This is a genomic window from Microbispora sp. NPDC046973, assembly GCF_040644495.1.
Taxonomy (GTDB): Bacteria; Actinomycetota; Actinomycetes; order Streptosporangiales; family Streptosporangiaceae; genus Microbispora.
In genome coordinates, this window is sequence record NZ_JBEYWQ010000021.1 from 1 (window position 1) to 23,972 (window position 23,972).

The window sequence follows — 23,972 nt, forward strand, 5'->3', positions numbered from 1 at the left end:
CTCGGCGAGTTCCACGTCCTCGGCCACGTCGGGTGCGGTGAGCAACGGCTCGGGCAGCCACGGCCCGACGTAGGACTCCCTGCGCCGGCCGAGCGTGCGGAGCCGTTTGAGGGCTTGGCGGGTGGTGATGCGCACCAGGTAGGCGCGCATGTCCCGCACGGTGCCGAGATCGACGCCCGCCCACAGCAGCCAGGTCTCCTGCAGGACGTCTTCGGCGTCCGCGGCCGAGCCGAGCATCTCGTAGGCCACGGTGAACAGAAGGTTGCGGTGGGCGACGAAGGCCTCCGTGGCCGGGTCCACGGGCTCCCCCTGAGCAAACGGCCCGGCTGTGCCCGCCGGTGTGCCCGCCGGTGTGCCCGCCGGTCGCTCGCTGCGTTCGCTCATCGCTGCTTCCTGTCTGCTGGTTCTCGACGGTGCCATGCATAAGAGGCCGGTTTCCGCCGCCGTGTGACAGCCGTGCTCGGTGGCGTACGTCACACAGCGGTGCTGTCACAAGGATCGGGTCGCCGGGATCTCGTGCTCGTCAGGACGCCGCGCCGGCGATCGGCGCGGTGTGCACCACCACGAGTGAGGACAACGTCATGGGACCCCGTATCGACCTGATGGCGAGCGAGCTCGGCGCCAGGATCGCCAAGCGGATCTACAACGTCGCCGCCGTGATCCGGCAGTCGCCGCTCCCCCAGGCCATTCAGGACCTGGTGATGCTGCGGGCCAGCCAGATCAACGGCTGCGGTTTCTGCGTCGACTATCACACCAAGGATGCCGCGGCCGCCGGGGAGAGCGCGGTGCGGCTCCATCTGGTGGCCGCCTGGCGCGAGTCCACCGTGTTCACCGAGGCCGAGCGGGCCGCGCTGGCGCTCACCGAGGAGGGCACCCGGATCGCCGACGCCCACCACGGCGTGTCCGACCAGACCTGGGCCCAGGTGCGCGCGCACTACGACGACGACCAGATCGTCGCGCTGGTCTCCCTGATCGCCATGATCAACGCCAACAACCGGCTGAACGTGATCGTGCGTAACCCGGGGGGCTCCTACGAGCCCGGCATGTTCGCCGGCATGGCGAGCTGAGAGGAACATCATGAACGCAGCGCTTGAAACCCTTCGCCGTGAGTTCGGCGGCGACGTCGTCGAACCGGGAGCGGCGGAGTACGCGTCGGCCAGTCGCTCGGTGCTGGCCTCGGGCAGTCCGGCCTTTGTCCTGCGGCCCAGGAGCGTCGGGGACGTGCAGGCAGGTGTGCGGTTCGCCGCCCGCGCGGGGCTTGTGCTGTCCGTGCGGGGCGGCGGCCATGGTTTTGCGGGCTTCGGCACCAACGACGGCGGCGTCGTGATCGATCTCAGCATGCTCGCGAAGGTCGAGGTCGTCGACAAGGACCGTCATCTCGTGCGGATCGGCGGCGGCGCCACCTGGGGGCAGGTCGCGGCCGCCCTGGCGCCGTACGGGCTGGCGATCTCCTCGGGCGACACCAAGAGCGTCGGTGTCGGCGGGCTGACGTTGGGTGGCGGCATCGGCTGGAAGGTCAGGAAGCACGGCCTGGCGGTGGACAACGTGGTCGCCGCCGAGGTGGTCACGGCGGACGGCGAGGTCGTGCATGCCCGCGCGGAGGAGAACGCCGAGCTGTTCTGGGCGATTCGCGGGGGCGGTGGCAATTTCGGGATCGTGACGGCCTTCGAGTTCGCGGCCCATCCGACGACGGACGTCTTCCACGGCAGGATCACCTTCCCCGCGTCGGAGGCGGCCGCCGTGCTTCAGGGGTGGGCGGACCGCCTGCGCACCGCTCCGGACGAGCTCACCTCGATCGTGAACCTCGCCAATCCCCTGGCCGGCGGTCCTCGGGCGCCGATCGAGGTCCACGTCGCCTTCGACGGGGACGATCCGCGGCGCGCGGCCGAGGCCGTCGATCCGATCCGCCGGCTCGGCACGGTGGTCCAGGACGACGTCGCGCTGAAGCCCTACGCCGACACGCTCGTGGAGGGCGTCATCCCGCCGCCGGGCATCCGGCTGGTCACCCGCAGCGCGTTCGCCGGCGGGGAGCCGGTGCCCGAGGTCCTTCGGATCCTTGCCGAGGTGGGGGCGGCGGAGGGAGCGCCGTTCATCGCCGTGCGCAGCCTCGGCGGCGCGGTGTCGCGAGTCCCCGACGACGCCACCGCCTACGCCTTCCGCCGGGCGGAGTTGATGATCGTGACCACCGTCGCGGGGCCGGCGCCGGTCGTGGAGGCCGCCCGGCCCGCTTTGGAGACGGTCTGGAGCAGGCTCGCGCCGCACGTGGGCGGCGCCTACGCGAACTTCCTCAGTTCCGCCGGCGAGGAGGACGTGGCCGCCGTCTATCCGGCGCGGACCTATGAGCGGCTCGCGGCGGTCAAGCGGCGATACGACCCCGGCAATCTGTTCGCCCGCAACCACAACGTGCGGCCTCGGTAGGCCCCGCGGGCGGGGCCGTTCAGGGCGCCCGGCCGGGTCGGACGGTCGACGTCGTTCCCGGCCGGGCGCCGAGCGCGGCTTCGCGGGATGTGCGTGGTCAGGTGGTGGCGTCGGGCAGGCAGACGGTGACGGCCTGGGGCACGACTTTGACCGTGATGCGCGTGACCCGGTCGCGGGCTCCCCCGTCCAGTTCGTACGCCATTGGGGTGCGGAGTTTGACCGACACCTTCTTGGCGCGGGTGATGCGGACGAAGGGGGATTTCTCGGCGTTGCCTGCGCTCATGCGGCCGAGGGTGCGGGCCCATTGGATGGGGCCTTCCGCGGTGGAGACGCCGACTTCGAGCCAGCCGTCGTCGTAGCGGGCGTCTTCGAAGACGTCGATGCCGCCGGTGACGGTGCCGACGTTGCCGACGAGCACGCAGCTGGCGTCGCCTTCGAACCAGTCGTTGTCGTCGATTTTGATCTTCATGGGGCTCACGGCTCCGCCGACGTGGCGCAGGCCGGTCCAGATGTAGGCGAAGCGGCCGAGGCGGTCCTTGAGGCCGCGGTCGGCGTCGGCGATCATCTCGGCGTCGAAGCCGACGCCCGCCATGACCGCGAAGTGCTCGCCGTTGATCTTGCCGAGGTCGAGTTTGGCGCGGCGGCCCTCGAAGCCGATCCGTACGGCCTCGGGGAGGTCTTCGGGGATGCCGAGGTTGCGGGCGAGGAGGTTGGCGGTCCCGGCGGGGACGATGGCGACGGTGGCGTCGCGGCCGGCGAGGGCGTCGATGCAGCGCTGCACGGTGCCGTCGCCGCCCCAGATGAAGAACAGTTCGGCGCCGTCCTTGAGGGCCTGGCGGACCTTCTTGGGGGCCTTCTTGCTCTTGGGGACCTCATACCAGAGCAGGTCGTCGACGTCGTAGCCGGTGATGAGCTTGCGGAGCTCGTCGAGGCCGCCGCCGACGGTCTTCTTGCGGTGCGCGATGACGGCGACGCGGGGTGCCGGGGTCCGGGGGGGTGCGGGTGCGGCGGCGGGGTCGTCCGCGGGCCGCCGGTCAGCGGATTTCACCATGGACCGGCGGCTACCCGGATGAGGGCCGGTTAGGCGTCGGGGAGGGTGTAGTCGAGGAGGTAGTGGTGGCCGTCCTCCGCGCGGATGGTGCCCTCGCCGGTGAGGCCGGCGAGTTCGCCGGTGCCGCTGGTGGGGACGATCTGCCATTTCATCCACTGTTCGCCGTTGTGGCTGGCGGCGCTGTGCTGGAGTACGAAGGTGCCCTTGCGTCCGTGGAGGGTGCCTTCGACGTGTTCGATGCCGACATACGCGGCGGGGCCGTCGGGGGTGACGACGGTGAGGATTTCGGTGGTGCTGGTGCCGACGAGGTCGCCGTGGAAGGTCTTGGCGATGTGATTGCGGCCGAAGGTGGCGCCTTCCTTCTCCTCGGCGGCCAGTTCGGTCCAGTTGGTGATGTCGAAGGTGCCGATGGCGTGTCCGTTCATGTGTCCAGCATGCCGCGTGTTCCTGTCACTTCTTGTCAGGTACGGCGGTGTCTGATGGGTGAGGGGAAGGAGAAATTCTGGCGAATGCCGTGAAGCCCGTCACTTTGCAGCCGTTCATGACAGATGATCGGAGGCATGCGTTACCCCCGACCGGCCGTCCCGGTCCTCGCCGGCCGGTTCGTCCAGGCCGGGCCGGCGCGATGCTGATCTCCCCCTTCCCTTCCCTGGAGAGCCGCAGGACCGCGTACAAGGTGTTCGGGTCGGTCGCGACCGCCCCGCGCCGGGCGCGCGCGTTCGTGCGGTGCCAGTTGCGGGGGTGGGAGCTCGCGGATCTGGCCGAGACGGCGGAGCTGGTCGTCTCCGAGCTGGTGACGAACGCGGTGCGGGCGACGGACGCCGTGGTCAGCCCGCCGGTGGCCTCGTCGATGTTCCCGGTGGCCCTGCGTACGGTGGCGTTGCGGGTCCGGGTGGCGCCGGAGCCGCGCAGCCTGTTCATCGAGGTGTGGGACGTCAGCGACCGTGAGCCGGTGGCGCATGGCGACGCGGGAGGCGAGCTGGGCGACGGCGGCCGGGGGCTCGTGCTGGTCGGCAGCCTGGCCCGGCGCTGGGGTCACTATCCGGCGCCGGACCGGGGCAAGATCGTGTGGTGTGAGCTGACCATCTCGCCGCGGGAAACGGCGCGGCCGCCGGAGGCGGCGGGTGCTCCGGGGGCCGGTTTCGTGCCGCGCGTGCGGCCGAGGGCGGCGGCGAGAGCGGTGGAGGGGGCGGCGGAGGGGGCGCTGCCGCAGCGGGTGCGGCGGCATCCGGTGGGCGCGCGTGCGGACGGCCCGGACGAGGCGACGTTGCTGCGGGTGCTGGAGGGCCTGCGGGCGCTGGACGTGTCGGGCCCGGACCGCCGCTGAGCCGGCTTGCCCCTGCCGGGTGGACGCGCGGTGGTCAGGGGACGACGGTGACCGGCCAGCGGCCGGTGCGGACCAGGCGGAGCGCGACCGAGCCGATGAAGCGGTGGCCGGCCTGTGTGGAGGCTCCCACCACGACCGCGTCCGCCCTGATCTCATCGGCGATCTTGGCGAGGACGCCGGCGGCGTCGCCGTACTCGGTGCGGAAGGTGTAGTCGACACGGGAGTGGGCGGTCTGGGCGAAGCGCTCCACTTGTGCGCGCAGGTCCGCGGCGACCTCCTCCCCCGCCTCGATCACCGAGGCCGACGCGGCCGGCACCATCGTGCTGATCGCTCCGGGGTTGGTGACGTAGACGAGGACGACGTGCGAGCCCTGGCGGCGGGCGAGCCCCCAGGCGTACGCGGCGGCGCGCAGGGAGGTCTCCGAGCCGTCGATGCCGACGAGGATCACTCGCGGGCCGTCGGTGCCCAGCTCGAACGTGTTCACGCAAGTCAGGGTACGGCCACCGGGGGGCGTCCGGATACGGGCCCGGCCCCGGGGCGGGCCGTGGTGGATCAGGCGGCGGGTGACGGTCTTTACCGGGCCGGGGAGGCGGGGAGGCGGGGCAGGGCCCGGCCGGGGGCGCGGATAACCTGTTGCGGAAATGTCGGGGCCGTTGGTTAGGGTCTCGGATCGTGGCTGATCAACCTCTCATCTACGCGCGCGGCCTGGTCAAACGCTTCGGGGACTTCACCGCCGTCGACGGGATCGACCTTGACGTGGCGCCGGGAGAGGCGTTCGGTTTCCTCGGGCCCAACGGGGCCGGCAAGTCCTCGACCATGCGGATGATCGGGTGTGTGTCCACGCCGACCGCCGGGGAGTTGCGGATCCTGGGCATGGACGCGGTGCGCGACGGACCGAGGATCCGCGCGCGTCTGGGGGTCTGCCCGCAGCTCGACAACCTCGATCCCGACCTGACGGTGCGGGAGAACCTGGTGACCTACGCCCGTTACTTCGGGCTGTCGCGGGCGGAGAGCCGCAGGCGGGCCGACGAGCTGCTGGAGTTCGTGCAGCTCGCCGACCGCGCGGGCGGGAAGGTGGAGCCGCTGTCGGGTGGCATGAAGCGGCGACTGACGATCGCGCGGGCGATGGTGAACGAGCCTGATCTCGTGCTGCTCGACGAGCCGACGACGGGGCTGGACCCGCAGGCCCGCCACCTGCTGTGGGAGCGGTTGTTCCGGCTCAAGCAGCGGGGCACCACGCTGGTGCTGACGACGCACTACATGGACGAGGCCGAGCAGTTGTGCGACCGGCTGGTCGTGATGGACGGCGGCAAGATCGTGGCGGAGGGGTCGCCGAGGTCGCTGATCGAGACCCATTCGACGGCCGAGGTGGTCGAGTTGCGCTTCCCCGGCATGCCGGAGGCGGGGCCGCGGTACGCGGCGGCACTGGAGGGAATGGGCAAGCGGGTCGATCCGCTGCCCGACCGGGTGCTGGTCTACGTGGACGACGGCGACGCCGCGCTCGCCGAGATCCAGCGACGTGGCTTGGAGCCGTCGAGCGTGCTGGTGCGGCGGTCGACGCTGGAGGATGTGTTCCTCCATCTGACGGGCCGGACGTTGGTGGACTGAGATGGCCGTGACCCAGGGAGTGCATCCGACGCTCGCGGTGCTGGAGCGGCACCTGACCCTCTACCGGCGGTTGTGGCAGGCGTCGGTGTTCTCCTCGTTCGTCCTGCCGGTGCTGTTCCTGCTGAGCATCGGCATCGGTGTGGGGGGCTACGTCGGCAGGGTGCAGGGGGTCGGCTACCTGTCGTGGATCGTGCCGGGCGTGCTCGCCTCGACGGCCTTCCAGATCGCGGTGGGCGAGTCGACCTATTCGGTGCTGGGCGACTTCAAGTGGGTCAGGGCCTATCACGCGATGCGGGCCACGCCGGTGGGGCCGGCGGACATGGTCCGGGGTCATCTGCTCTACCTGGTCTTCCGGGTGACGGTCGCGGTCGTGGCCTTCCTCGTCGTGGTGGTGTTCTTCGGTGGGCTGCATTCGCCGTGGGCGCTGGTCACCCCGCTGGTGTGCGCGTTGCTGACGGTGTCGGTGGCGGCGCCGGTGACGGCGTTCGCCGCGACGATCGACCACGACAGTTATTTCTCGCTGCTGTTCCGGTTCGTGGTGATCCCTTCGACGTTGTTCGCGGGGGTGTTCTTCCCGGTCGAGCAGCTCACGGCGGTGTTGCGCCCGCTGGCGTACGCCTCGCCGTTGTGGCATGCGGTGGAGCTGTGCCGGGCGGCGACGCTCGGAAGGGCCCCGGCCTGGCCGGTTCCGGTGCATGCCGGCTATCTGCTGGTGTGGGCGGTGGCGGGTCTTCTCCTGGCGGTGCGGGCGTTCCGCCGGAAGCTGGAGGACTGATGGTGACGACGCTGGTGGCGTCCCGGGTCTCCCCCGGCCGGGTGGGCGCCGTCATCGGCCGCAATGTGGGGGCGCTGCGCTCCGGGCCGTCGTACTGGATCGTGCTGCTGTCGGGCTTCTTCGAGCCGCTGCTGTATCTGCTGTCGATCGGTGTCGGCGTCGGCGCGCTGGTCGGTGAGCTGACGGTGGACGGGCGGACCATGTCGTACGCGTCGTTCGTCGCGCCGGCGATGCTGGCGGTGTCGGCGATGTCGGGAGCGCTGGCCGAGACGACCTTCAACTTCTTCTTCAAGTTGAAGTACATGAAGACGTTCGAGGCGGTGCTGGCGACGCCGGTGCGGCCGATCGAGATCGCGGTGGGCGAGCTGGTGTGGTCGATCGCCCGGGGGTCGCTCTACACCGCGATCTTCCTGGTCGTGATGGTGGCGATGGGGCTGGCGGAGCCCGGCTGGGCGCTGGCCGCGTTTCCGGCGACCGTGCTTGTGGGGCTGGCCTTCGGCGGGCTGGGGATGGCCGTCAGCACGCTGATGCGCGGCTGGCAGGACTTCGACCTGATGGGCACCGGGCAGTTCGCGTTGTTCCTGTTCTCCGGGACGTTCTCCCCGGTGCAGGACTATCCGGTCGGGGTCGAGGTGCTGATCCAGCTCACGCCGCTCTACCACGCGGTGGAGCTGGTGCGCGGCCTGTGCATGGGAGTGCTGGAGTGGGGGCTGCTCGGGCACGCGGCCTACCTGGTCGTGCTGGCCGGGGCGGGGGTCTGGTTCGCCTCCCGGCGCCTGACCAGGACCTTGTGCGACTGACCGTGTGACCTGACCGGCGCTGTGGCCGGCTGGGCACCTGAGGTGTGTGACTGACCCCGACCCGCGCCCGCGTCCCGGCGCTCAGACGGGAGAGGGCCCGATCTGTACGCGGTCGTCGTCGCCGTCGGACAGGAACGACGCCAGTGACCGCCCCTCCTCGATCACCGCGGCATGGTCGGATCGGGACAGGCGGCGCAGCGGGGTGACGATCACGGTGCCGGCCGTGACGTTCCAGGTCGCGGCGACCCGGCCGTCCACCAGGACGACGCGCGCGCCGGCGACCGACAGGCCGCGGTGGGCGTCGTCGACGATGCGGCTGCGGTCGTGGTAGCCGAGGAGCGCATTGTCGAACGCCGGCAGGAACCTCACAGGTGCGGGGGTGTCCGGGTCGGGACGCGGCGCGTCGGGCAGGTCCAGCAGTCGCCGGCCCCGTTCGTCGCGGAAGGCGACGAGTTCCTCCCGCACGGCGTCGACCGCGGCGGGCAGCCCGGCAAGACCGCACCAGGCGCGCAGGTCGGCGGACGCGGCCGGCCCGTAGGCGGCCAGATAGCGGCGGACCAGCTCCTGCCCGGTCTGGTCGGATCCGTCCGGGTGGAGCGGGGCGACCTCGCGTCCCAGCCATGAGGCGAGGGGAAGGTTGCGTACCCCTGCTCTGGTGCGCCACAGTCCGCGCGGGGGCAGCTGGGCCATCGGGATGAGCGCGGCGACGAGCAGCTCACCCAGCGCCCGGCGCGGCGGCGCGGGCCGGCGGCCGGCGAGCGCGTCGACGAGTTCGGCCATGGTGCGGGGCCGGCCGTCGGCCATCACCTCCCTGCCGGCCGCTGCCACCTCGTCCGGATCGAGGCCGGCGAGTTCACGGCGGTACGTGGTCAGCACCCGTTGCCGCAGCATGCTGTCGTGCCGGGCGCGCCAGGCCAGTGCGTCGTCGGCGGTCACCAGGTGGACGGTGCGGCGCATGAGGTGGGTGCGCACCACGTCCCGTCCGGTCAGCAGACCGTCCAAGGTCGTGGGGTGGAAGGCTCGCACCCGCGACCACAGCCCGACGAACGGCTCCTGCGGCTCCTGTGCCTGCATGCCGCACAGGTGCGCGACGACGTCGAGGACCGGTGCGTCGGTGCGGTCGAGCAGGAACTGCCGGGCGAGCGTGGCGCGGTTGAGCGCGCGGCTGTGGAGGACCGTCATGGTGTCAGTCCGTGGCCCGGTCGCCGGCCGGGCGCCTGCGCAGCGCCGGGTTCGTGACGGCCGGTGGGTTGTAGGAGATGCCGAGCGGGCCGATGACGGCCGCGCTGATTGAAGTTGACGCCTCGCGCGTTCTCACGGTGATCCGGTTCCTCTTGATTCAGGGGGCCGCTTCCCGCGGCCTTGCCAGGCGGTCCCGCTCCTGCCGTACGGGCAGGAGCGAAGGGTTCGCAGAGGGGTGCGGCGGACAGGCGGATGCCCGCACCCCTCTGCGTGGGGAAGGTCGGTTGTGCTCAGCCGTTGTAGGGGGCCGCGACGTCCAAGACCCAGACGACGCCGAAGGGGTCCTTGAGCATGCCGTAGAGCGGCGCCCACTGCGCGGGCTCCAGCGGCCGCACGACGGTCGAGCCGGCGGCCAGCTTCTCCCACAGGGCGGCGATCTCGCCGGTGTCGTCGCCGCGTACGGAGACGAAGACGGCGTTCTCCCCCGGGTTCCACGGTGTGTGGGAGGGCACGTCGTAGGCCATGACGTGGAAGCCGTTGTCCGCGATCACCTGGCCCCACATCACCCAGTCGGCCTCTTCCGGGTTCTGCGCGGTGCCCGCGTCCTTGTAGGTGACGGCGACGACGTTCCCACCGAAGACGGAGTGATAGAAGTCGAGCGCCGCGCGGGCGTCGCCGCGGAAGTTCAGGTGGGTCGTGGTGGTGATGGACATGAAGGCTCCTCGCCTTGGATCACTCGGACAAGCGCCGGACGCGCTCGCGTCGCAAGCGGCAGGGCATGCGTCGCTGCCACGGGTGCGACCCCCGGCCCGGCGTCGATGACCTCACGCTTCCACGGGTAGAGGACAGGATGTGTCCTCTACGGGAGCAGGATGGGTCTCATGCCGAAGACGTCCGCGCGACTGCTCGCCCTTCTGTCGCTGCTCCAGACCCGTCGGAACTGGTCGGGCGAGGACCTGGCCGAGCGGCTGTGCATCAGTGCGCGTACGGTCCGCCGTGACGTGGACCGTCTGCGCGAGCTCGGTTATCCGATCACGACCTTCAAGGGGCCGGACGGCGGATACCGGCTCGATGCGGGTTCGCAGATGCCTCCGCTGCTGTTCGACGACGACCAGGCCGTCGCCCTCGCCGTGGCCCTCCAGACGGCCACCACAACCGGTGCCGGCATCGGGGAGGCCTCGGCGCGTGCGCTGAACACCGTCCGGCAGGTCATGCCCGCGCGGCTGCGCCGCCGGATCGACACCCTCCAGGTCACCGCCGTCGAGCGGCCCGCGACGCGGCCGGACGTACGGGTCGACGGCAGCGTGCTCGTGGCGCTCAGCGCCGCCGTCCACGCCGGTGAGGTGCTGCGTTTCGACTACGTGGCCGCGTCCCCGCAGGAAGCGGACGACGACGGGGTGCTGACGCCGCCGCGCCGGGTGGAGCCTCATCATCTGGTCACCTGGGGCGGGCGCTGGTATCTGGTCGCCTGGGACCTCGACCGCGAGGACTGGCGCACCTTCCGCGCCGATCGGATCACCCCCCGCTCCCCCACCGGGCCGCGTTTCCCCCCGCGCGAGGTGCCCGGAGGCGATGTGTCCGCCTTCGTGGCCGGAAGGTTCCGGGGCTTCGACGGCTCCGGCGACTGGCCCTGCCGCGGTGAGGTGATCCTCGATCTGTCCGCCGCCGTCGTGTCCCGATACACCCGCGACGGAGTCGTGGAGGCGCTCGGCCCCGACCGCTGCCGGCTCGTCCTCGGCTCGTGGTCGTGGCCTGGCCTGGCCGCCGCCATCGGCAGGTTCGACGCCGACATCGAGGTCGTCGGCCCGGCCGAGCTCAGGGAGGCTTTCGGGCAGCTGGCCCGCCGCTATGCCAGAGCCGCGAGCGGCGCGTCCACCGCCGCGACCCCCGACCGCCTCGACTCGGCCCCGTTGTCCTAGCTCAGACACCAGAGGATTCGGAAGCGCTCGCTCGACAGGGCGAGCCCGCCCACCAGTTGGCTTCGCTGTAGTCCCGGGGAAATTTCCAACGGATTTGCCTGACCTGCGGCGATACACAGGACCTGGTTACTCGGCACGCGGATACGGCGGGGGCCGGCGGGCCAATGTGAGTTCTGTGTCACAGCTGGGATGGGCCGAAGGCTCTGCCGCGAGCACGTGTTCCGCGCTCCTGAGTGGCGTGACGCACGTCACGTCACGTCCTGTCACGTCGCTGCGATCCCCGGTGTCTTGAGGGCATGACCGAATACAACACATCCCACAAGGTCGTGGTCATCGGTGGCGGTTACGCCGGAACGCTGGCGGCCAACCGTCTGCGGATGCGCGACGACGTCGACATCACTCTGGTCAATCCGCGCCCGGAGTTCGTCGAACGCATCCGGCTGCACCAGTTCGTGGCCCGTACCGGCGACGCCACGATTGACTACGGCACGCTGCTCGGCGAGGGCATCCACCTGGTCGTCGACAGCGCCACGCGCATCGACACCGCCGCCCGCACCGTGCGGCTGGCGTCGGGCCGCGCGCTGGACTACGACTACGTCATCTACGCGGTCGGCAGCACCGGCGCGGTGCCCTCGGTGCCAGGCGCGGCCGAATTCGCTTGGCCCATCGCGGAATTGGAGTCCGCGCAGCGGCTGCGCGCCAGGCTGGAGGAGTTGCCCCTCGAGGCTCGGGTCACCGTGGTCGGCGGCGGATTGACCGGCGTCGAGACGGCCGCCGAACTGGCCGAACAAGGGCGCAAGGTCACGCTGGTGTGTGGCCGGACCCTGGCGCCCTACCTGAGCGCAGGGGGGCGCCGATACGTCGCCAAATGGCTGACCCGCCATGGTGTCACCGTGCTCGAGGGCGGCGCGGTGACCGAGGTCCGGCCGGACGCGGTCGTCCTGGCCGACGGTTCTGCCGACGGTGTGGTACGTCCGAGCGCACTGACTATCTGGACGGCCGGTTTCGGCCTGCCGGAGCTGGCGGCGGCGAGCGGGCTGAGCACCGACGCGCTCGGCCGGCTGCTCACCGACGAGACGCTGACCAGCATCGACGACGACCGCATCGTCGCGGCAGGCGACGCCGCCGCACCGTCGGGCCAGCCGCTGCGGATGAGCGGCTACGCCGCCGGGCCGCTCGGGGCGCAGGCCGCCGACACCGTGCTGAGCCGCATCGCGGGGACCGAACCGGCGGTGATCAACCTGGCCTTCACTGGCGCGTGCGTCAGCCTCGGCCGGCACGCCGGCATCAGACAGATCGCCGGTAAGGACGACACCGCGGTGGACATCTACATCCCCGGCCGCATAGGCGCAATAATCAAGGAAGTGACCTGCAAGTTCGTGGTGTCGAAGCGGATCCGCGGTGAGGCACGCAAGCCCGGTTCCATGGGCTGGCTCAAGGGTGGCCCGCGCCCCGAACAGCCGGCCTCCGCTGCGCGGGCGGTCACCTCCCCGTGAGCACCGACGAGCACGCCGAGCGATTCACCGTGTTGCGGCCGCTGCTGTTCACCATCGTGTACGAGATCCTCGGCTCGGCAACCGAATCCGACGACGTGCTGCAGGACAGCTATCTGCGGTGGGCCAAGGTGGATCTCGCGGCGGTGCGGGACACCAAGTCGTATCTGGCGCGGCTGGTGACCCGTCAGGCGCTCAACGCCTTGCGGGCGAGCACGCGCCGTCGCGAGGAGTACATCGGCTCCTGGCTGCCCGAGCCGCTGCTGCTGGAGGAGAACGACGCGTCGGCCGATGTGGTGCTCGCCGAGTCGGTGTCGATGGCGATGCTTGTGCTGCTCGAAACGCTCACCCCCGATGAGCGAGCGGTGTTCGTGCTGCGCGAGGTGTTCGGGTTCGACTACGACGAGATCGCCGCAGCGGTGGGCAAGTCCGTGGTGACGGTGCGCCAGATGGCGCACCGCGCCCGCAGGCACGTACAGGCGCGGCGTAAACGTTTCGATCCCGTCGACGCTGGGACGACCATGCGGATCACCGAGCAGTTCATGTCCGCGGCGGCGACCGGTGACATGGAGGGGCTGCTCTCGCTGCTCGCGCCGGGCGCCACGTGGACCGCCGACAGCGGCGGCAAGGTCACCGCGGCGCGCCAGCCGGTGGTGGGCGCGGAGAAAGTGGCCGTGCTTGTCATGGAACTGTTCCGCGTGGGGCGGTTGCCGGACTCGCGGATCGAGATGGTCAACTGCAACAACGCGCCCGCGATGGCCGCCTACGACGGCGATCACCTGGTAGGCGTCTGCCTGTTCGAGGTCGGCGACGGGAAGATCACCAACTTCTACGTCATCCGTAACCCGGACAAACTCCTCGCGCTGACGGTTCCGCGTCAGATCAGCCGGTAGGACTCGGCGAGCCGCAGCGCAGCAGGTCGCGATCGCGCATGTCTGGCGCAAGCGGAGTTGCCGCTGCAATGCGGCGCGGCAGGTGACACGTCCTGTGGCGATCGACGAACCCGTCTCCCGCCCCTTTGCGTGTGTTGACCACTTCGACTGAAGGATGACCAAGGAGTTGACCATGACCGATACACAGGTAGTGATCGCTGGGGCGGGGCCGACCGGGCTGATGCTCGCGTGCGAGCTGGGGCTCGCCGGGATCGATGTGCTCGTCCTCGAGCGGCTCCCGGAGCCTCGAACGGTGGAATCGCGGGCCGGAGGCCTGCACATCCGCACGATGGAGATGCTCGATCAGCGGGGTCTGCTCGACGGGTTCCTCGAGCGCGGACGGCCGCGGCAGGACGTGCACTTCTCCGGACTCGGTCTCGACCTATCCGATATGGCGACGCGATATCCGTACGCTCTGCTCATCTTGCAGGCCGAGGTGGAACGGCTGCTGGAGGAGCGCGCGGCGCAGTTGGGGGTACGGCTGCGCCGCGACGCCGAGGTGACGGGGTTCACCCAGGACGAAACGGGTGTCACGGTGGAGCTCGCGGACGGGTCGCGCGTCCGGGCGGACTACCTCGTCGGCTGCGACGGGGGCCGCAGCACCGTGCGCGGGCTCGCCGGCATCGAGTTCCCCGGCACCCCGGCCACGATGACCGCGATGCTCGGCGACGTCGAGCTCGCCGAGCCGCCCGCGGCCGACATCTTCCAGGAGCGGCGCGAGCACGGCAGATTCTCAGTGCTGTCGTACGGCCCGGACTGGTACCGGGTGCTGACCAACGAGTTCGATCATGTCGCTGGCCGGGACGAACCGATGAGCCTGGAGACCCTCCGCAAGGCCATGCTCAAGATCGCCGGTACGGACTACGGGATGCACTCACCGCGCTGGCTCTCCCGGCACGGCGACGCGGCCCGCCAGGCCGACCGTTACCGTGTGGGCCGGGTTCTCCTGGCGGGCGACGCCGCCCACATCCACTTCCCGGCGGGCGGCCAAGGCCTGAACACCGGCGTGCAGGACGCGGTCAACCTCGGCTGGAAGCTCGCCGCCGTCGTCCACGGCCACGCCCCGGAACCGCTGCTCGACACCTACCACGCCGAACGCCACCCGGTCGCCGCCCGCGTCCTGCACAACACCCGCGCCCAGACCGCCCTGTGGCGGGTGGACGACCACACCTCTGCTCTACGCGAGATGCTGAACGATCTCATCGGCATCGACGAGGTACGGCTGCGGCTGGCCGGCATGATCACGGCAACCGACCTCCAGTATCCGATGGAGGGGACCGACGACCTTCTCGGCCGCCGGATCCCGGATCTCGACCTCGACCGCGGCCGCGTCTACGAACTCCTGCACCGCGCCCATGCGGTTCTGCTGGATCTTGGCGGTCTCCCACCGCTCGACAGCGTCGTGACCGGCTGGGCGGACCGAGTCGATCTCGTTCGCGCCTGTCCAGCCGAGGGCTCCGATCTGGGCGCGGACGCCGTATTCATCCGTCCCGACGGACATGTCGCCTGGGTCACCCGCGCCGGCGAGCGGCCAGACTTCGACGCGCTCCGGACCGCCCTCACGACGTGGCTCGGGCCGGCCGGCCACCTTCGCGGCGCGCACGTACACCACCAGCCCGCCCCACGGACCACGCCAACCCCGGATTAGTGCGCGAATCCCGCTCCAGCCGGCTCATCTGGCTCCTCGACCATGTCCTTGCCACCAGATCGAGCCCATGACGTTCTAGCGCTGCCGCTGCGCCCAGCCCGCCGAACTGGTACGACTCTGCGGGGACAATCCAACCTCCCGATCACACAGTCGCGTCCGTGACGGCCGGGCGCAGCGGCCGCCGGCCGCCGCCATCTAGCTTGGCCAGCTCCGCTTCTGTCAGGGTGAAGTACCGGATGAGATCGTCGCGGCCGATGCCGGGGTGGGACCGCAACCGCTCCAACTGGTCTTCCGAGAACGTCCGGGTCGACATCGACCACCCCCCGCACCGCTACCGGTCAGGACCATACGAACCGGAGCGGAAGTGATCAACAAAGGGGACAGGCCTACATCAGTGCAGGTCAGGCAGATCCGTTGGGAATTTCCCCAGGACTACAGCGAGGCCCGGTTCCACCAACCGCGGGTTGCCGATTGGACGCGAGCACGTCGAACGCGCGTCCCTCCACGAAGGCGGGCACCTGGTCACAGTCGAGACGCGACGTCCGTCTTCGTCCCCTTCGAGGAGGACGGGGGAATGCTGCCGGTCATCCTGTCCAAGGCGTTCCTGCTCGCCGGCGATGCACCCCATCACCATTCCGACGATCACCCGCCGGCTGAGGGCCGCGCCCCTCAGCTCGGGGGCGCGGCCTCGCCGCGCCAGGCGCGCTGGTGGCGGGCGATCTCCCGGAACAGGCGCTTGAACTCGGCGAAGACGTCCGCGCCGACGGCCTGGGCGTGGCGCCGTTCGATCGCCTGGAGGATGGCGTCGGAGCGGGTCATCTGGTCGAGTCCCAGTTCGGTGGGGACGACGAGCTTGGCCCGCCGGTCGGCTGGGTCCGGGCGCCGTTCGACGTAGCCGAGGGCCTCCAGCTCGTCCAGCAGCTTGCCGACGACCTGTTTGTGCTGGCCGGAGGCGCGGGCGAGATCGGTGGCGCGGCTGCCCTCGACGTCCAGGTAGGCCAGGACCGCGCCGTGCTGCGGCCGCAGGCCTGGGTGCCCCTCGCGGGCCAGAGAGTCGAACAGCTCCTCCTGCAGGGCGAACAACAGCCGGCCGGTGAGCACCCCCAGGTCGGGATCCGACTGTTTACGCTCGCTCCGTCGCATCATTTAGTCACCTCTCATGATTGTCACTTATCTTGACTATCATCAAAGGTGACTATAACGTCCGTGGTGCACGCCGATCAAGGAGGTAGTGATGAGCACGACCGTGGAGTTGACCCGTTTCAAGGTGGCCCCCGAGAAGACCGAGGCCATGCTGGCGGCGCGGCCGGGGATGCTGGCGGACTTCCGCGCCGACCGCAAGGGCTTCCTGGGCGCCCGGCTGGTGCGCCTGCCGGACGACGAGTGGCTGGACATCGTGGAGTGGCGCTCGGCCGCCGACTTCGCCGCCTCACGTGCCAAGGGCGGGAACCTGCCGGGCATCGCCGCGTTCTTCGCCACCATCGAGGCGCTCGTCAGCGCCGAGGAAGGCGTCCTGGCCGCCGAATCGACGGCGGGTTCACCACCGCGGAGCCGGCCGACGACCGCCTGATCGCCGAGCGGCTGGCGGCCCACCGGCCGTACTGGGAGCCGGGGACCGACTACGGCTACCACGCCTTCGTCATCGGGCGCTCACCGGCGAGGTGGTGCGCCGCGTCACCGGCCGGTCGACCCAGGAGCTGTACGAGGAGCGGGTGCGAGCGCCGTACGCGCTCGACTTCCACCTCGGACTGCCCGAGGAGCTCGAGCCTCGCTACGTCGAGGTGCGGCCGCTGCTCCCGGACGAGCAGGCACGGTCGGGAGCCGGCGCGCCGCCACCCGACAGCCTGACCGGCGTCGCCTTCAACCTCAACGCGACCCCGCCGACCGATCTGGTGGAGTTCGCCGACAGCCGTTCGGTACGCGCCCTCGGCCCCACCTCGTCACATGCGATACCCGTCCCTCGGCGCCGACGCCTTCGGCCACAGCGGCGCGGTGGGCGCCCAGGCGTTCGCCGACCCGCCCAGCGGCGTCAGCTACAGCTACACCCGGCGCCGCGCCTCGCCATGAAGCTCACCACGCTCACAAAGACTCGCAAGGAGAAGAACAATGTCGCTGAAGAAGATCAACACCGTCCTGGCCGCCGCCTTCATCGTCTTCATCCTCTGGTTCGGGATGGAGTTCATCTTGAGCCCGGAGACGACGGCGCCGGGCTTCGGCCTGCGGAGCTGGCCGTCCGGCGACGGCGGCGGCTTCCTGATCATCAAGGGAATCCGCGACGTCGTCTTGGCCCTGGTCCTGGGCATCCTGCTGGTGACGGGCCACCGCCGGGCGCTGGGCTGGGTGCTGGTGGTGGAGGCCCTCGCCGCGTACGGCGACATGACCACCGTGCTGGCCCACCACGGCTCCGTGGCCACCGCGCTCGGCGTCCACGGCCTGACCGCGACGCTGATGGTGGTCAACGGCCTGCTGATGATGCGCGAGACGCGCAAGGTCGCGGCCGCTCCGGCGACGCCCGCCCCGCAGCCCGCCTGACGCCACCGTGGCGCGTGTCGGCGTTCGCGTGCGACATCGCCTCAGGGCTGTTCACCTTCATCGTGCTCATCGCGGAAACCGCGCGGTCCGGCGGCCGGAGCTCTTTGGAGCGTCCCGCCATCCAGCAGCCGGTCGAGCTGGACCAGAACAGCGCGGTCGGGCGCGTGCTCCTGGCCGACGACGACGGCTTCGGACCACCGGGGCGGCTGGGCCGGCAGCTACTCGCTCCGGGACTCGGGCGCCTCGCCGGCGGCGGCCGCGTCGGCCTGGATGCCGTCCAGGAGCCAGCCGAGGCCGATGGCGAAGCTGGTGTCCCAGTCGCCGTCGACGGCCAGGGGGCCGTGGGCGGCGAGGACGGGATAGCGGTCGCTGTCGGCGCGGAACCGCTCACGGGCGGCCTGTCCTGTTGCTGATCCTGGGTGCTGCTCTGCTCTGGCCGTCCAGGTCGCCTGCATGAGCGCCGATCCGATGACGTAGTTGGACAGCCCGTACGCGGCGGCGGTCAGGTGGGGTTCGACGACCCCGGCCTTCACGAGGGTGGCGTACAGGAACTCGCTGCGGGCGAGCACGTTGGGGCCGAGCATCGGGCGACCCAGCAGGGCCGCCGACCAGGGGTGGGCCAGGAGGACGGCGCGCCATCCGGTGATCAGGGCGGTGACGGCGGCGCGCCAGTCCCTGCCGTCGTTCCCAGGGATCTCCACCGCCGCGAAGATCGCATCGAGGGCGAGGTCGAGGACGTCGTCCTTGGTCTTCAGATGCCAGTACAAGGTGGTCGAACCGGTGCCGAGGCGCTCGGCGAGCCGGCGCATGGTCAGCCGGTCGGCGCCCTCCTCGTCCAGGAGGGCGATGGCCTCCTCCACGATCCGGTCCCGGCTGAGCGGGGGCGCCTCGCGCGCCGTCCGCGTGGGTGGCCGCAGCCACACGTCCCCGGCCGATCCAGAGCCTTTCCCCGCCACTTTCGGTCCTCCTCCGCGTCCGGGGCCGAGTCTAGTATGGTGATCGAGCACTGGATCATTGATCCGGTCACTGGAACGTCGATCCGGATGGCAGGGAGGAACGACGGTGGCGGGACATGTGGAGGTGGACCGGCTCACCTACGTGCTGCCGGACGGGCGGCTGCTCCTGCACGAGGTGTCGTTCCGCGTGGGCGACGGCGTCAAGGCCGGGCTGGTGGGGCCGAACGGCGCGGGCAAGACCACCCTGCTGCGGCTGATCGCCGGGGACCTGCGCCCGGACGACGGCCGGGTCGGCCACTCGGGCGGGCTGGGGGTGATGCGGCAGTTCATCGGCGGTGTCCGCGACGACAGGACCCTGCACGACCTGCTGCTGTCCGTGGCTCCTGAGCGGGTCAGGGCCGCTGCGGCGGCCCTGGGTCGGGCGGAGTCGGCACTGGCGGCTCGTGACGACGAGACGGCGCAGCTGGCCTACGCGCAGGCGATCGGCGACTACGCCGACGCCGGCGGCTATGACATGGAGGTGGTGTGGGACACCTGCGCGACGGCGGCGCTGGGCCTGCCCTACGACGCGGTCAGGTCGCGGCCGGTGGGCACGCTGTCGGGCGGGGAGCAGAAGCGCATCGTGCTGGAGGCGCTGCTGCGCGGCCCGGACCAGGTGCTGCTGCTGGACGAACCGGACAACTACCTGGACGTGCCCGCCAAGCAATGGCTGGAAGGGCGGCTGCGCGCCACGTCGAAGACGGTGCTGCTGGTCTCCCACGACCGGCGGCTGCTGGCCGAGTCAGTGGACCGGATCGTCACGGTGGAGTCGCGCGGCGTGTGGGTGCACGGCGGGGGTTTCGCCACCTACGCCCAGGGCCGCCGCGACCGTATCGACCGGCTGGAGGAGCGGCGCCGCCGCTGGGACGAGGAGCACGCCAAGCTCAGGCGCATGGTGCAGACCCTCCGGCAGACGGCGGCCAACAACGACGCGCTGTCGTCCGCCTACCGGGCCGCCCGCACCCGGCTGGAGCGGTTCGAGGAGGCGGGCCCGCCCGAGCGCCCGCCCAGGCGGCAGAACGTGCGGATACGGCTGCGCGGCGGCCGGACCGGCAAACGCGCCGTCGTCTGCGAGGGCCTGGAGCTCATCGGGTTGATGCGGCCGTTCGACGTGGAGATCTGGTACGGCGAGCGCGTGGGCGTCCTCGGGTCGAACGGCTCGGGCAAGTCGCACTTCCTGCGACTGCTGGCCGAGGCCGCGGACGGCCCGGCCACTCCGGGCTCGGTAGCCACAGGCGCGGCCACCACGGTCCGCTACCGCGGTTCCGTACGGCTGGGCGCCCGGGTGGTGCCCGGCCACTTCGTGCAGACCCATGCCCGGCCCGAGCTGCGCGGACGCACTCCCGCCGAGCTGGTGACGTCCGGTCATGCGCTCACGTTGAACGACGCGATGGCCGCGCTGGCCCGCTATGAGCTCGCGCCGGCCGCCGGGCAGCCGTTCGAGACCCTGTCCGGCGGGCAGCAGGCGCGGCTGCAGATCCTGCTGCTGGAGCTGTCCGGTGCGACCCTGCTGCTGCTCGACGAACCGACCGACAATCTCGACCTGGCCAGTGCCGAGGCCCTGCAGCAGGGGTTGGCGTCTTACTCCGGCACGGTCCTGGCCGTCACCCACGACCGCTGGTTCGCCGCGGACTTCGACCGCTTCCTCGTCTTCGGCTCCGACGGGACCGTCTACGAGAGCGCCGAGCCGGTGTGGGACGAGGCCCGTGTCCGGCGCGGCCGCTGACGCCGTGCCGTCAGGGCGGGCGCGCACCGCCGAACGGGCACGCCGCGCCCGGCGTCCCGGGCGCGGGCTCGGGCGTGATGCGTTCAGGACACGCAGACGCAGAACTCATTGCCTTCGGGATCCCGCCAGACCTGCCAGAGATCCTCGTGCATCTCCCCTGCCGGGCTGGCTCCCAGCGCGGCGGCGCGGGCGACCGCCTCGGCGAAGTCGTCGGCGACCAGATCCAGGTGGATGCGGTTCTTCACGGTCTTGGGCTCGGGAACCCGTTGCAGGGCCAGGTCGGGACCGAGACTGATCCAGTCGTCCTCGCGGCGGGTGATGTCCCGCTCCAGCAGCCGGCTCCAGAACATGGCGAGCCCGTCGAGGTCGTTGGCGTCGATGACCACGCCACCCAGGCGAATGCTCATTCTTCCCTCTCGGCGTACGGATCGATCACGGCCGGGTCCGTTGTCCAGGCCGGCCCGGATCTCGACCATGGCAGAAAGAGGATCTTCCGAGGAAGAGCGAGGGAGCGCACGCATGAACCCGGTTGTCATACGCCGTCTCGGCGGTGAGGACTGGCGCACCTGGCGCAGCCTGCGTCTGGCGGCCCTCGCCGACGCGCCCGGCATCTTCCACGGGGACCTGGAGGAGGAACGGGCCTACGACGCGGCGCGGTGGCGCGCCTGGACCGAGGCCGGTGTCACGGTGGCGGCGTTCGAGGCGGACGAGCCGGTGGGGGTGGCCGCGGGGCATGTCCCGGCAGATTGGGCCGGGACGGTGGAACTGTTCGGCATGTGGGTGCGTCCCCGGGCCAGAGGCGGGCGGATCGCCGAGCGGCTGGCACTGGAGGTGGTGGCCTGGGCACGCGAGACAGGACGTTCCCGGGTGGAGCTGTGGGTCGTCTCCGGCAACGAGCCCGCCGAACGGCTCTACCGGCGGCTCGGATTTCACGACACGGGCGAGTACGAACTCCATCCGCACGACCCGGGCCTGCGCAAACACGTCATGGCCATGGGCATCGGCGAAGGGTGACGCCTGATCCCCGGTGGCTCCCATTGGGTGAGTCGGCGATGCCGCTGCGGGCCGGGTTGGCCTGTGGGCGTACGTCCCCGGGCCGATGCCGCGTGGGTGGCGGCCGGTTAGTCTCGCGGCATGAACCCCGTGACGGCCACCCCGTTGCCTGTGCGTGTCGCCTACCGCGGCCTTGTTCCCCGAAGGGCACACCGGCGATGACGAGAACGCCGCTGACGAGAACGAAGGCCATGGCCTGGGCCGGGGGCGTCTCCTACCTCCTCATAGTGGGCCTGCTGGTGGTGGGCACGGCGCAGACGCCGGGCACGGTCCAGGGTGCCGGTTGCCTGCTTGCCGTGGGCCTGCTCGTCGGTGTGGTGCGGCGGATGCCGCTGCCGGCTCTGGCGATGGCCTTGTTCGGATCCACCGTCGTGGTGGTGGGCGCTGCGAGCCCTGTCACCGAGAGCCTGGCAGCGGCGTATCAGGGCCGGTTCCTGTCGTATCTGGCGGTGGACCTCGTCCTGGGCTTCGTCGTCGCCACGTGCGCGCGCCGGGCTGCGATCGTCGCCGTGGCCGTGTCCTTCACCGTGCAACTCCTGGTGATCGGCGGCTTTTCGCAGGGGAACGACCTGACCGTCAACGGGGTGATCGCCCTCCTGGCGATGGCCGCGTCATGCATGGCCGGTCTGCTGATTCGCGAGCGCCGCGAGCACGCGGTGGCGCTGCGTTCGCAGGAGGTGGCCGAGGCCGTGACCGCGGAACGGCTGCGGATCGCACGGGAGCTGCACGACATGGTCGCGCACAGCATCGGCATCATCGCCATCCAGGCCGGTGTGGGGAGCCGGGTCATCGCGACGCAGCCGGCGGAGGCCGGTGAGGCGCTGCGCACCATCGAGGCCACCAGCAGACAGACCTTGTCGAGCCTTCGGCGCACGCTTGTGGCGCTCCGTCAGGCCGACGGGGGCGCGTTCGGCTCGGCGCCGCTCGCCCCCTCGCCGGGCCTGGCGAACATCGAGCAACTGGCGGCGGCGACCGCGGACGCGGGGGTACGCGTCGACGTGCGCCGCAGTGGTGAGCAGCGTCCGTTGCCGGCCGACATCGATCTGGCCGCCTACCGCATCGTGCAGGAGGCGCTGACCAACGTCGTCCGCCACGCGGGCACCGGCCATTGCCGGGTGGGCATCGAATTCGGGGATGAGGAGCTGTCGGTGGAGGTCGTCGACGACGGGTGCGGGGCCACCTGGAACGACTCGCACCAGGGCTTCGGCATCGTCGGCATGCGGGAGCGGGTCGGCCTGCTCGACGGCCACCTCAGCGCCGGGCCGCGCCCCGAGGGCGGCTTCCGGGTGGCAGCCCGGCTGCCGCTGCCCGAACCCACCGCAGTCGCGGTGGAGGCCCGATGACCGTCCGGATCCTGCTCGCCGACGACCAGCCGCTGGTGCGGTCCGGATTGCGCGTGCTCATCGCCGACCACCCCGACCTGGAAGTCGTCGGTGAGGCCGCCACGGGCTCCGAAGCGGTCCGGCTCGTCGGCGACCTCGGCCCCGACGTCGTGGTGATGGACATCAGGATGCCCGGCATGGACGGGATCGAGGCCACCCGCCGGATCACGGCCGGCCCGACGGCGACCCGCGTCCTCGTCCTGACCACCTTCGACGAGGACGAGCACGTGTACGGCGCGCTGCGGGCCGGCGCGAGCGGCTTCGTGGTCAAGGACATGGCGCTGGACGACATCCTGGCGGCGATCCGCGTGGTCGCCGCCGGCGACGCCCTGCTCGCGCCGGGTGTGACGCGCCGTCTGATCGCGGACTTCGTCGCGCGCCCCGGGGCCGCCCCGGAGCGCTCCCCACGACCGATCGAGGGCATCACCGAGCGCGAACGGGAGGTGCTGACCCTGATCGGACGCGGCCGGTCGAACACCGAGATCGCGGAGGACCTCTTCATCACGGTGGCCACCGCCAAGTCGCATGTGTCACGGCTGCTCACCAAACTGGGCGCCCGGGACCGCGTCCAGCTCGTGATCACCGCCTATGAGATGGGGCTCGTCACGCTGCCACGCTGACGGCACCCGCTCACGGCGGGGTCTGGACGCGGGTGTCCCTCAGTCCCCATCCCCACCAGGGCCCGGGGGCGGTGCGGATTCGGTCATCCGCTCGATGATCTTCGTCAGCGCGCTGTGCAGGTGGCGCCGCTCTTCGTCGGTGAGGGTCGCGGTGGCGTGTTCGGCCAGCAGGCGCCTGGCCTCGGCGATGGGTTGCTCCGCGGCGCGGGCCTTGGGGGTCAGGTGCAGCCGGACGAGCCTGCCGTCCGCCGGGTCACGGCGCCGCACCAGCAGCCCGGCCGCCTCCATCCGGGTGGCGGTGTTGACGACGGTCGGGGTGGTGACCTGCAGGCGGGCCGCCAGCTCCCCCGGCGTCAGCCCGTCGGTCTCCCACAAGACCTCCAGCACGAGGTTCTGTCCCACGCGCACGCCGTGGCGGCTCATGGCCTCGTCCGCCGCCGCGCGTAACAGCTTCTGCGCCCGCGTGAGCAGCCTCAGCACTTCGGTCACCTGGCCATCCTACGATTCGTTT

At 71.0% G+C, this 23,972-nt stretch carries 29 protein-coding genes; 17 read left to right on the plus strand and 12 right to left on the minus strand.

Annotation, left to right across the window (positions count from 1 at the left end):
• The coding region (locus ABZ860_RS30610) for a sigma factor (protein ID WP_357226574.1) at positions 1-384 on the minus strand (384 nt) is incomplete at its 3' end.
• A gap of 197 nt (positions 385-581) precedes the next feature.
• Between ABZ860_RS30610 and ABZ860_RS30615 the strand changes: the two genes are divergently transcribed.
• A complete protein-coding gene (locus ABZ860_RS30615) occupies positions 582-1,067 on the plus strand; it encodes a carboxymuconolactone decarboxylase family protein (RefSeq protein ID WP_357226577.1) in 486 nt (161 codons plus the stop codon).
• Positions 1,068-1,077: 10 nt separating this feature from the next.
• Complete coding sequence (locus ABZ860_RS30620) at positions 1,078-2,418, plus strand: FAD-binding oxidoreductase (RefSeq protein ID WP_357226580.1); 1,341 nt, start codon at positions 1,078-1,080, stop codon at positions 2,416-2,418.
• Between the two features lie 97 nt (positions 2,419-2,515).
• Here ABZ860_RS30620 and ABZ860_RS30625 read toward each other — a convergent pair whose 3' ends face one another.
• Together ABZ860_RS30625 and ABZ860_RS30630 are read right to left on the minus strand one after the other, a co-directional pair.
• Complete coding sequence (locus ABZ860_RS30625) at positions 2,516-3,469, minus strand: YegS/Rv2252/BmrU family lipid kinase (RefSeq protein WP_357226581.1); 954 nt, start codon at positions 3,467-3,469, stop codon at positions 2,516-2,518.
• Positions 3,470-3,498: 29 nt separating this feature from the next.
• Positions 3,499-3,894 carry a DUF3224 domain-containing protein gene (locus ABZ860_RS30630; protein ID WP_357226584.1) on the minus strand — a complete coding sequence of 132 codons (396 nt, stop codon included), beginning with the start codon at positions 3,892-3,894 and terminating at the stop codon, positions 3,499-3,501.
• A gap of 200 nt (positions 3,895-4,094) precedes the next feature.
• Here ABZ860_RS30630 and ABZ860_RS30635 point away from each other — a divergent pair, with 200 nt between their 5' ends.
• On the plus strand, positions 4,095-4,796 hold the full coding sequence (locus ABZ860_RS30635; protein WP_357226586.1) for an ATP-binding protein: 702 nt from the start codon (positions 4,095-4,097) through the stop codon (positions 4,794-4,796).
• A 34-nt stretch (positions 4,797-4,830) separates the two neighbouring features.
• Here the strand turns inward: ABZ860_RS30635 and ABZ860_RS30640 are convergent, their stop codons facing one another.
• The gene (locus ABZ860_RS30640; protein ID WP_357226589.1) at positions 4,831-5,280 is read right to left on the minus strand and encodes a universal stress protein; all 450 of its coding nucleotides are present in this window, start codon (positions 5,278-5,280) and stop codon (positions 4,831-4,833) included.
• Positions 5,281-5,468: 188 nt separating this feature from the next.
• On the opposite strand from ABZ860_RS30640, the gene ABZ860_RS30645 reads away from it, so the two are divergent.
• The 3 genes from ABZ860_RS30645 to ABZ860_RS30655 are packed head-to-tail and all read left to right on the plus strand — an operon-like array spanning position 5,469 to position 7,979.
• Positions 5,469-6,404, plus strand: a complete 936-nt coding sequence (locus tag ABZ860_RS30645) for an ABC transporter ATP-binding protein (protein ID WP_357226590.1) — start codon at positions 5,469-5,471, stop codon at positions 6,402-6,404.
• A gap of 1 nt (position 6,405) precedes the next feature.
• The gene (locus ABZ860_RS30650; RefSeq protein ID WP_357226592.1) at positions 6,406-7,179 is read left to right on the plus strand and encodes an ABC transporter permease; all 774 of its coding nucleotides are present in this window, start codon (positions 6,406-6,408) and stop codon (positions 7,177-7,179) included.
• The gene (locus tag ABZ860_RS30655; protein ID WP_357226594.1) at positions 7,179-7,979 is read left to right on the plus strand and encodes an ABC transporter permease; all 801 of its coding nucleotides are present in this window, start codon (positions 7,179-7,181) and stop codon (positions 7,977-7,979) included. The genes ABZ860_RS30650 and ABZ860_RS30655 overlap by 1 nt, the downstream gene beginning before the upstream one ends.
• A gap of 81 nt (positions 7,980-8,060) precedes the next feature.
• Here ABZ860_RS30655 and ABZ860_RS30660 read toward each other — a convergent pair whose 3' ends face one another.
• From ABZ860_RS30660 to ABZ860_RS30670, 3 genes are all read right to left on the minus strand, one after another.
• Positions 8,061-9,161, minus strand: a complete 1,101-nt coding sequence (locus tag ABZ860_RS30660) for a winged helix DNA-binding domain-containing protein (protein WP_357226595.1) — start codon at positions 9,159-9,161, stop codon at positions 8,061-8,063.
• Between the two features lie 4 nt (positions 9,162-9,165).
• Positions 9,166-9,297, minus strand: a complete 132-nt coding sequence (locus ABZ860_RS30665; RefSeq protein ID WP_357226598.1) for a hypothetical protein — start codon at positions 9,295-9,297, stop codon at positions 9,166-9,168.
• Between the two features lie 154 nt (positions 9,298-9,451).
• Positions 9,452-9,874 carry a VOC family protein gene (locus ABZ860_RS30670; RefSeq protein ID WP_357226599.1) on the minus strand — a complete coding sequence of 141 codons (423 nt, stop codon included), beginning with the start codon at positions 9,872-9,874 and terminating at the stop codon, positions 9,452-9,454.
• A gap of 168 nt (positions 9,875-10,042) precedes the next feature.
• Here ABZ860_RS30670 and ABZ860_RS30675 point away from each other — a divergent pair, with 168 nt between their 5' ends.
• The 4 genes from ABZ860_RS30675 to ABZ860_RS30690 all read left to right on the plus strand — a co-directional run bounded on the left by ABZ860_RS30675 (position 10,043) and on the right by ABZ860_RS30690 (position 15,153).
• Positions 10,043-11,080, plus strand: a complete 1,038-nt coding sequence (locus ABZ860_RS30675) for a YafY family protein (RefSeq protein ID WP_357226601.1) — start codon at positions 10,043-10,045, stop codon at positions 11,078-11,080.
• Between the two features lie 296 nt (positions 11,081-11,376).
• Positions 11,377-12,576: an FAD-dependent oxidoreductase gene (locus tag ABZ860_RS30680; protein ID WP_357226604.1), complete on the plus strand. Its 1,200-nt coding sequence runs from the start codon at positions 11,377-11,379 to the stop codon at positions 12,574-12,576.
• Positions 12,573-13,466: an RNA polymerase sigma factor SigJ gene (gene sigJ / locus ABZ860_RS30685; protein WP_357226605.1), complete on the plus strand. Its 894-nt coding sequence runs from the start codon at positions 12,573-12,575 to the stop codon at positions 13,464-13,466. Before ABZ860_RS30680 ends, sigJ begins: the two co-directional genes overlap by 4 nt.
• A gap of 172 nt (positions 13,467-13,638) precedes the next feature.
• Positions 13,639-15,153: an FAD-dependent monooxygenase gene (locus ABZ860_RS30690; protein ID WP_357226608.1), complete on the plus strand. Its 1,515-nt coding sequence runs from the start codon at positions 13,639-13,641 to the stop codon at positions 15,151-15,153.
• A 142-nt stretch (positions 15,154-15,295) separates the two neighbouring features.
• Here the strand turns inward: ABZ860_RS30690 and ABZ860_RS30695 are convergent, their stop codons facing one another.
• Both ABZ860_RS30695 and ABZ860_RS30700 read right to left on the minus strand, forming a co-directional pair.
• Positions 15,296-15,466 (minus strand): hypothetical protein, encoded by a 171-nt coding sequence (locus ABZ860_RS30695; protein WP_357226610.1) that lies wholly within the window; start codon positions 15,464-15,466, stop codon positions 15,296-15,298.
• Positions 15,467-15,822: 356 nt separating this feature from the next.
• Positions 15,823-16,299 carry a MarR family transcriptional regulator gene (locus ABZ860_RS30700; RefSeq protein ID WP_357226611.1) on the minus strand — a complete coding sequence of 159 codons (477 nt, stop codon included), beginning with the start codon at positions 16,297-16,299 and terminating at the stop codon, positions 15,823-15,825.
• An 88-nt stretch (positions 16,300-16,387) separates the two neighbouring features.
• Between ABZ860_RS30700 and ABZ860_RS30705 the strand changes: the two genes are divergently transcribed.
• The 3 genes from ABZ860_RS30705 to ABZ860_RS30715 all read left to right on the plus strand — a co-directional run bounded on the left by ABZ860_RS30705 (position 16,388) and on the right by ABZ860_RS30715 (position 17,685).
• A complete protein-coding gene (locus ABZ860_RS30705) occupies positions 16,388-16,723 on the plus strand; it encodes an antibiotic biosynthesis monooxygenase (RefSeq protein WP_357226614.1) in 336 nt (111 codons plus the stop codon).
• Between the two features lie 374 nt (positions 16,724-17,097).
• Complete coding sequence (locus ABZ860_RS30710; RefSeq protein WP_357226616.1) at positions 17,098-17,220, plus strand: hypothetical protein; 123 nt, start codon at positions 17,098-17,100, stop codon at positions 17,218-17,220.
• Positions 17,221-17,259: 39 nt separating this feature from the next.
• On the plus strand, positions 17,260-17,685 hold the full coding sequence (locus ABZ860_RS30715) for a DUF4267 domain-containing protein (protein WP_357226618.1): 426 nt from the start codon (positions 17,260-17,262) through the stop codon (positions 17,683-17,685).
• Between the two features lie 218 nt (positions 17,686-17,903).
• Here ABZ860_RS30715 and ABZ860_RS30720 read toward each other — a convergent pair whose 3' ends face one another.
• On the minus strand, positions 17,904-18,641 hold the full coding sequence (locus tag ABZ860_RS30720) for a TetR/AcrR family transcriptional regulator (protein ID WP_357226620.1): 738 nt from the start codon (positions 18,639-18,641) through the stop codon (positions 17,904-17,906).
• Between the two features lie 106 nt (positions 18,642-18,747).
• On the opposite strand from ABZ860_RS30720, the gene ABZ860_RS30725 reads away from it, so the two are divergent.
• On the plus strand, positions 18,748-20,406 hold the full coding sequence (locus ABZ860_RS30725; RefSeq protein WP_357226623.1) for an ATP-binding cassette domain-containing protein: 1,659 nt from the start codon (positions 18,748-18,750) through the stop codon (positions 20,404-20,406).
• A gap of 83 nt (positions 20,407-20,489) precedes the next feature.
• On the opposite strand, the gene ABZ860_RS30730 is transcribed toward ABZ860_RS30725, so the two are convergent.
• Positions 20,490-20,813 carry a VOC family protein gene (locus tag ABZ860_RS30730; RefSeq protein WP_357226626.1) on the minus strand — a complete coding sequence of 108 codons (324 nt, stop codon included), beginning with the start codon at positions 20,811-20,813 and terminating at the stop codon, positions 20,490-20,492.
• A gap of 112 nt (positions 20,814-20,925) precedes the next feature.
• On the opposite strand from ABZ860_RS30730, the gene ABZ860_RS30735 reads away from it, so the two are divergent.
• From ABZ860_RS30735 to ABZ860_RS30745, 3 genes are all read left to right on the plus strand, one after another.
• Positions 20,926-21,420 carry a GNAT family N-acetyltransferase gene (locus ABZ860_RS30735; RefSeq protein WP_357226628.1) on the plus strand — a complete coding sequence of 165 codons (495 nt, stop codon included), beginning with the start codon at positions 20,926-20,928 and terminating at the stop codon, positions 21,418-21,420.
• Positions 21,421-21,686: 266 nt separating this feature from the next.
• Positions 21,687-22,802, plus strand: a complete 1,116-nt coding sequence (locus ABZ860_RS30740; RefSeq protein WP_357226631.1) for a sensor histidine kinase — start codon at positions 21,687-21,689, stop codon at positions 22,800-22,802.
• Positions 22,799-23,461 carry a response regulator transcription factor gene (locus tag ABZ860_RS30745; RefSeq protein ID WP_357226634.1) on the plus strand — a complete coding sequence of 221 codons (663 nt, stop codon included), beginning with the start codon at positions 22,799-22,801 and terminating at the stop codon, positions 23,459-23,461. Before ABZ860_RS30740 ends, ABZ860_RS30745 begins: the two co-directional genes overlap by 4 nt.
• Before the next feature lie 39 nt (positions 23,462-23,500).
• Here the strand turns inward: ABZ860_RS30745 and ABZ860_RS30750 are convergent, their stop codons facing one another.
• Positions 23,501-23,950 carry a MarR family transcriptional regulator gene (locus ABZ860_RS30750; RefSeq protein ID WP_357226637.1) on the minus strand — a complete coding sequence of 150 codons (450 nt, stop codon included), beginning with the start codon at positions 23,948-23,950 and terminating at the stop codon, positions 23,501-23,503.
• Positions 23,951-23,972 lie beyond the last annotated feature (22 nt).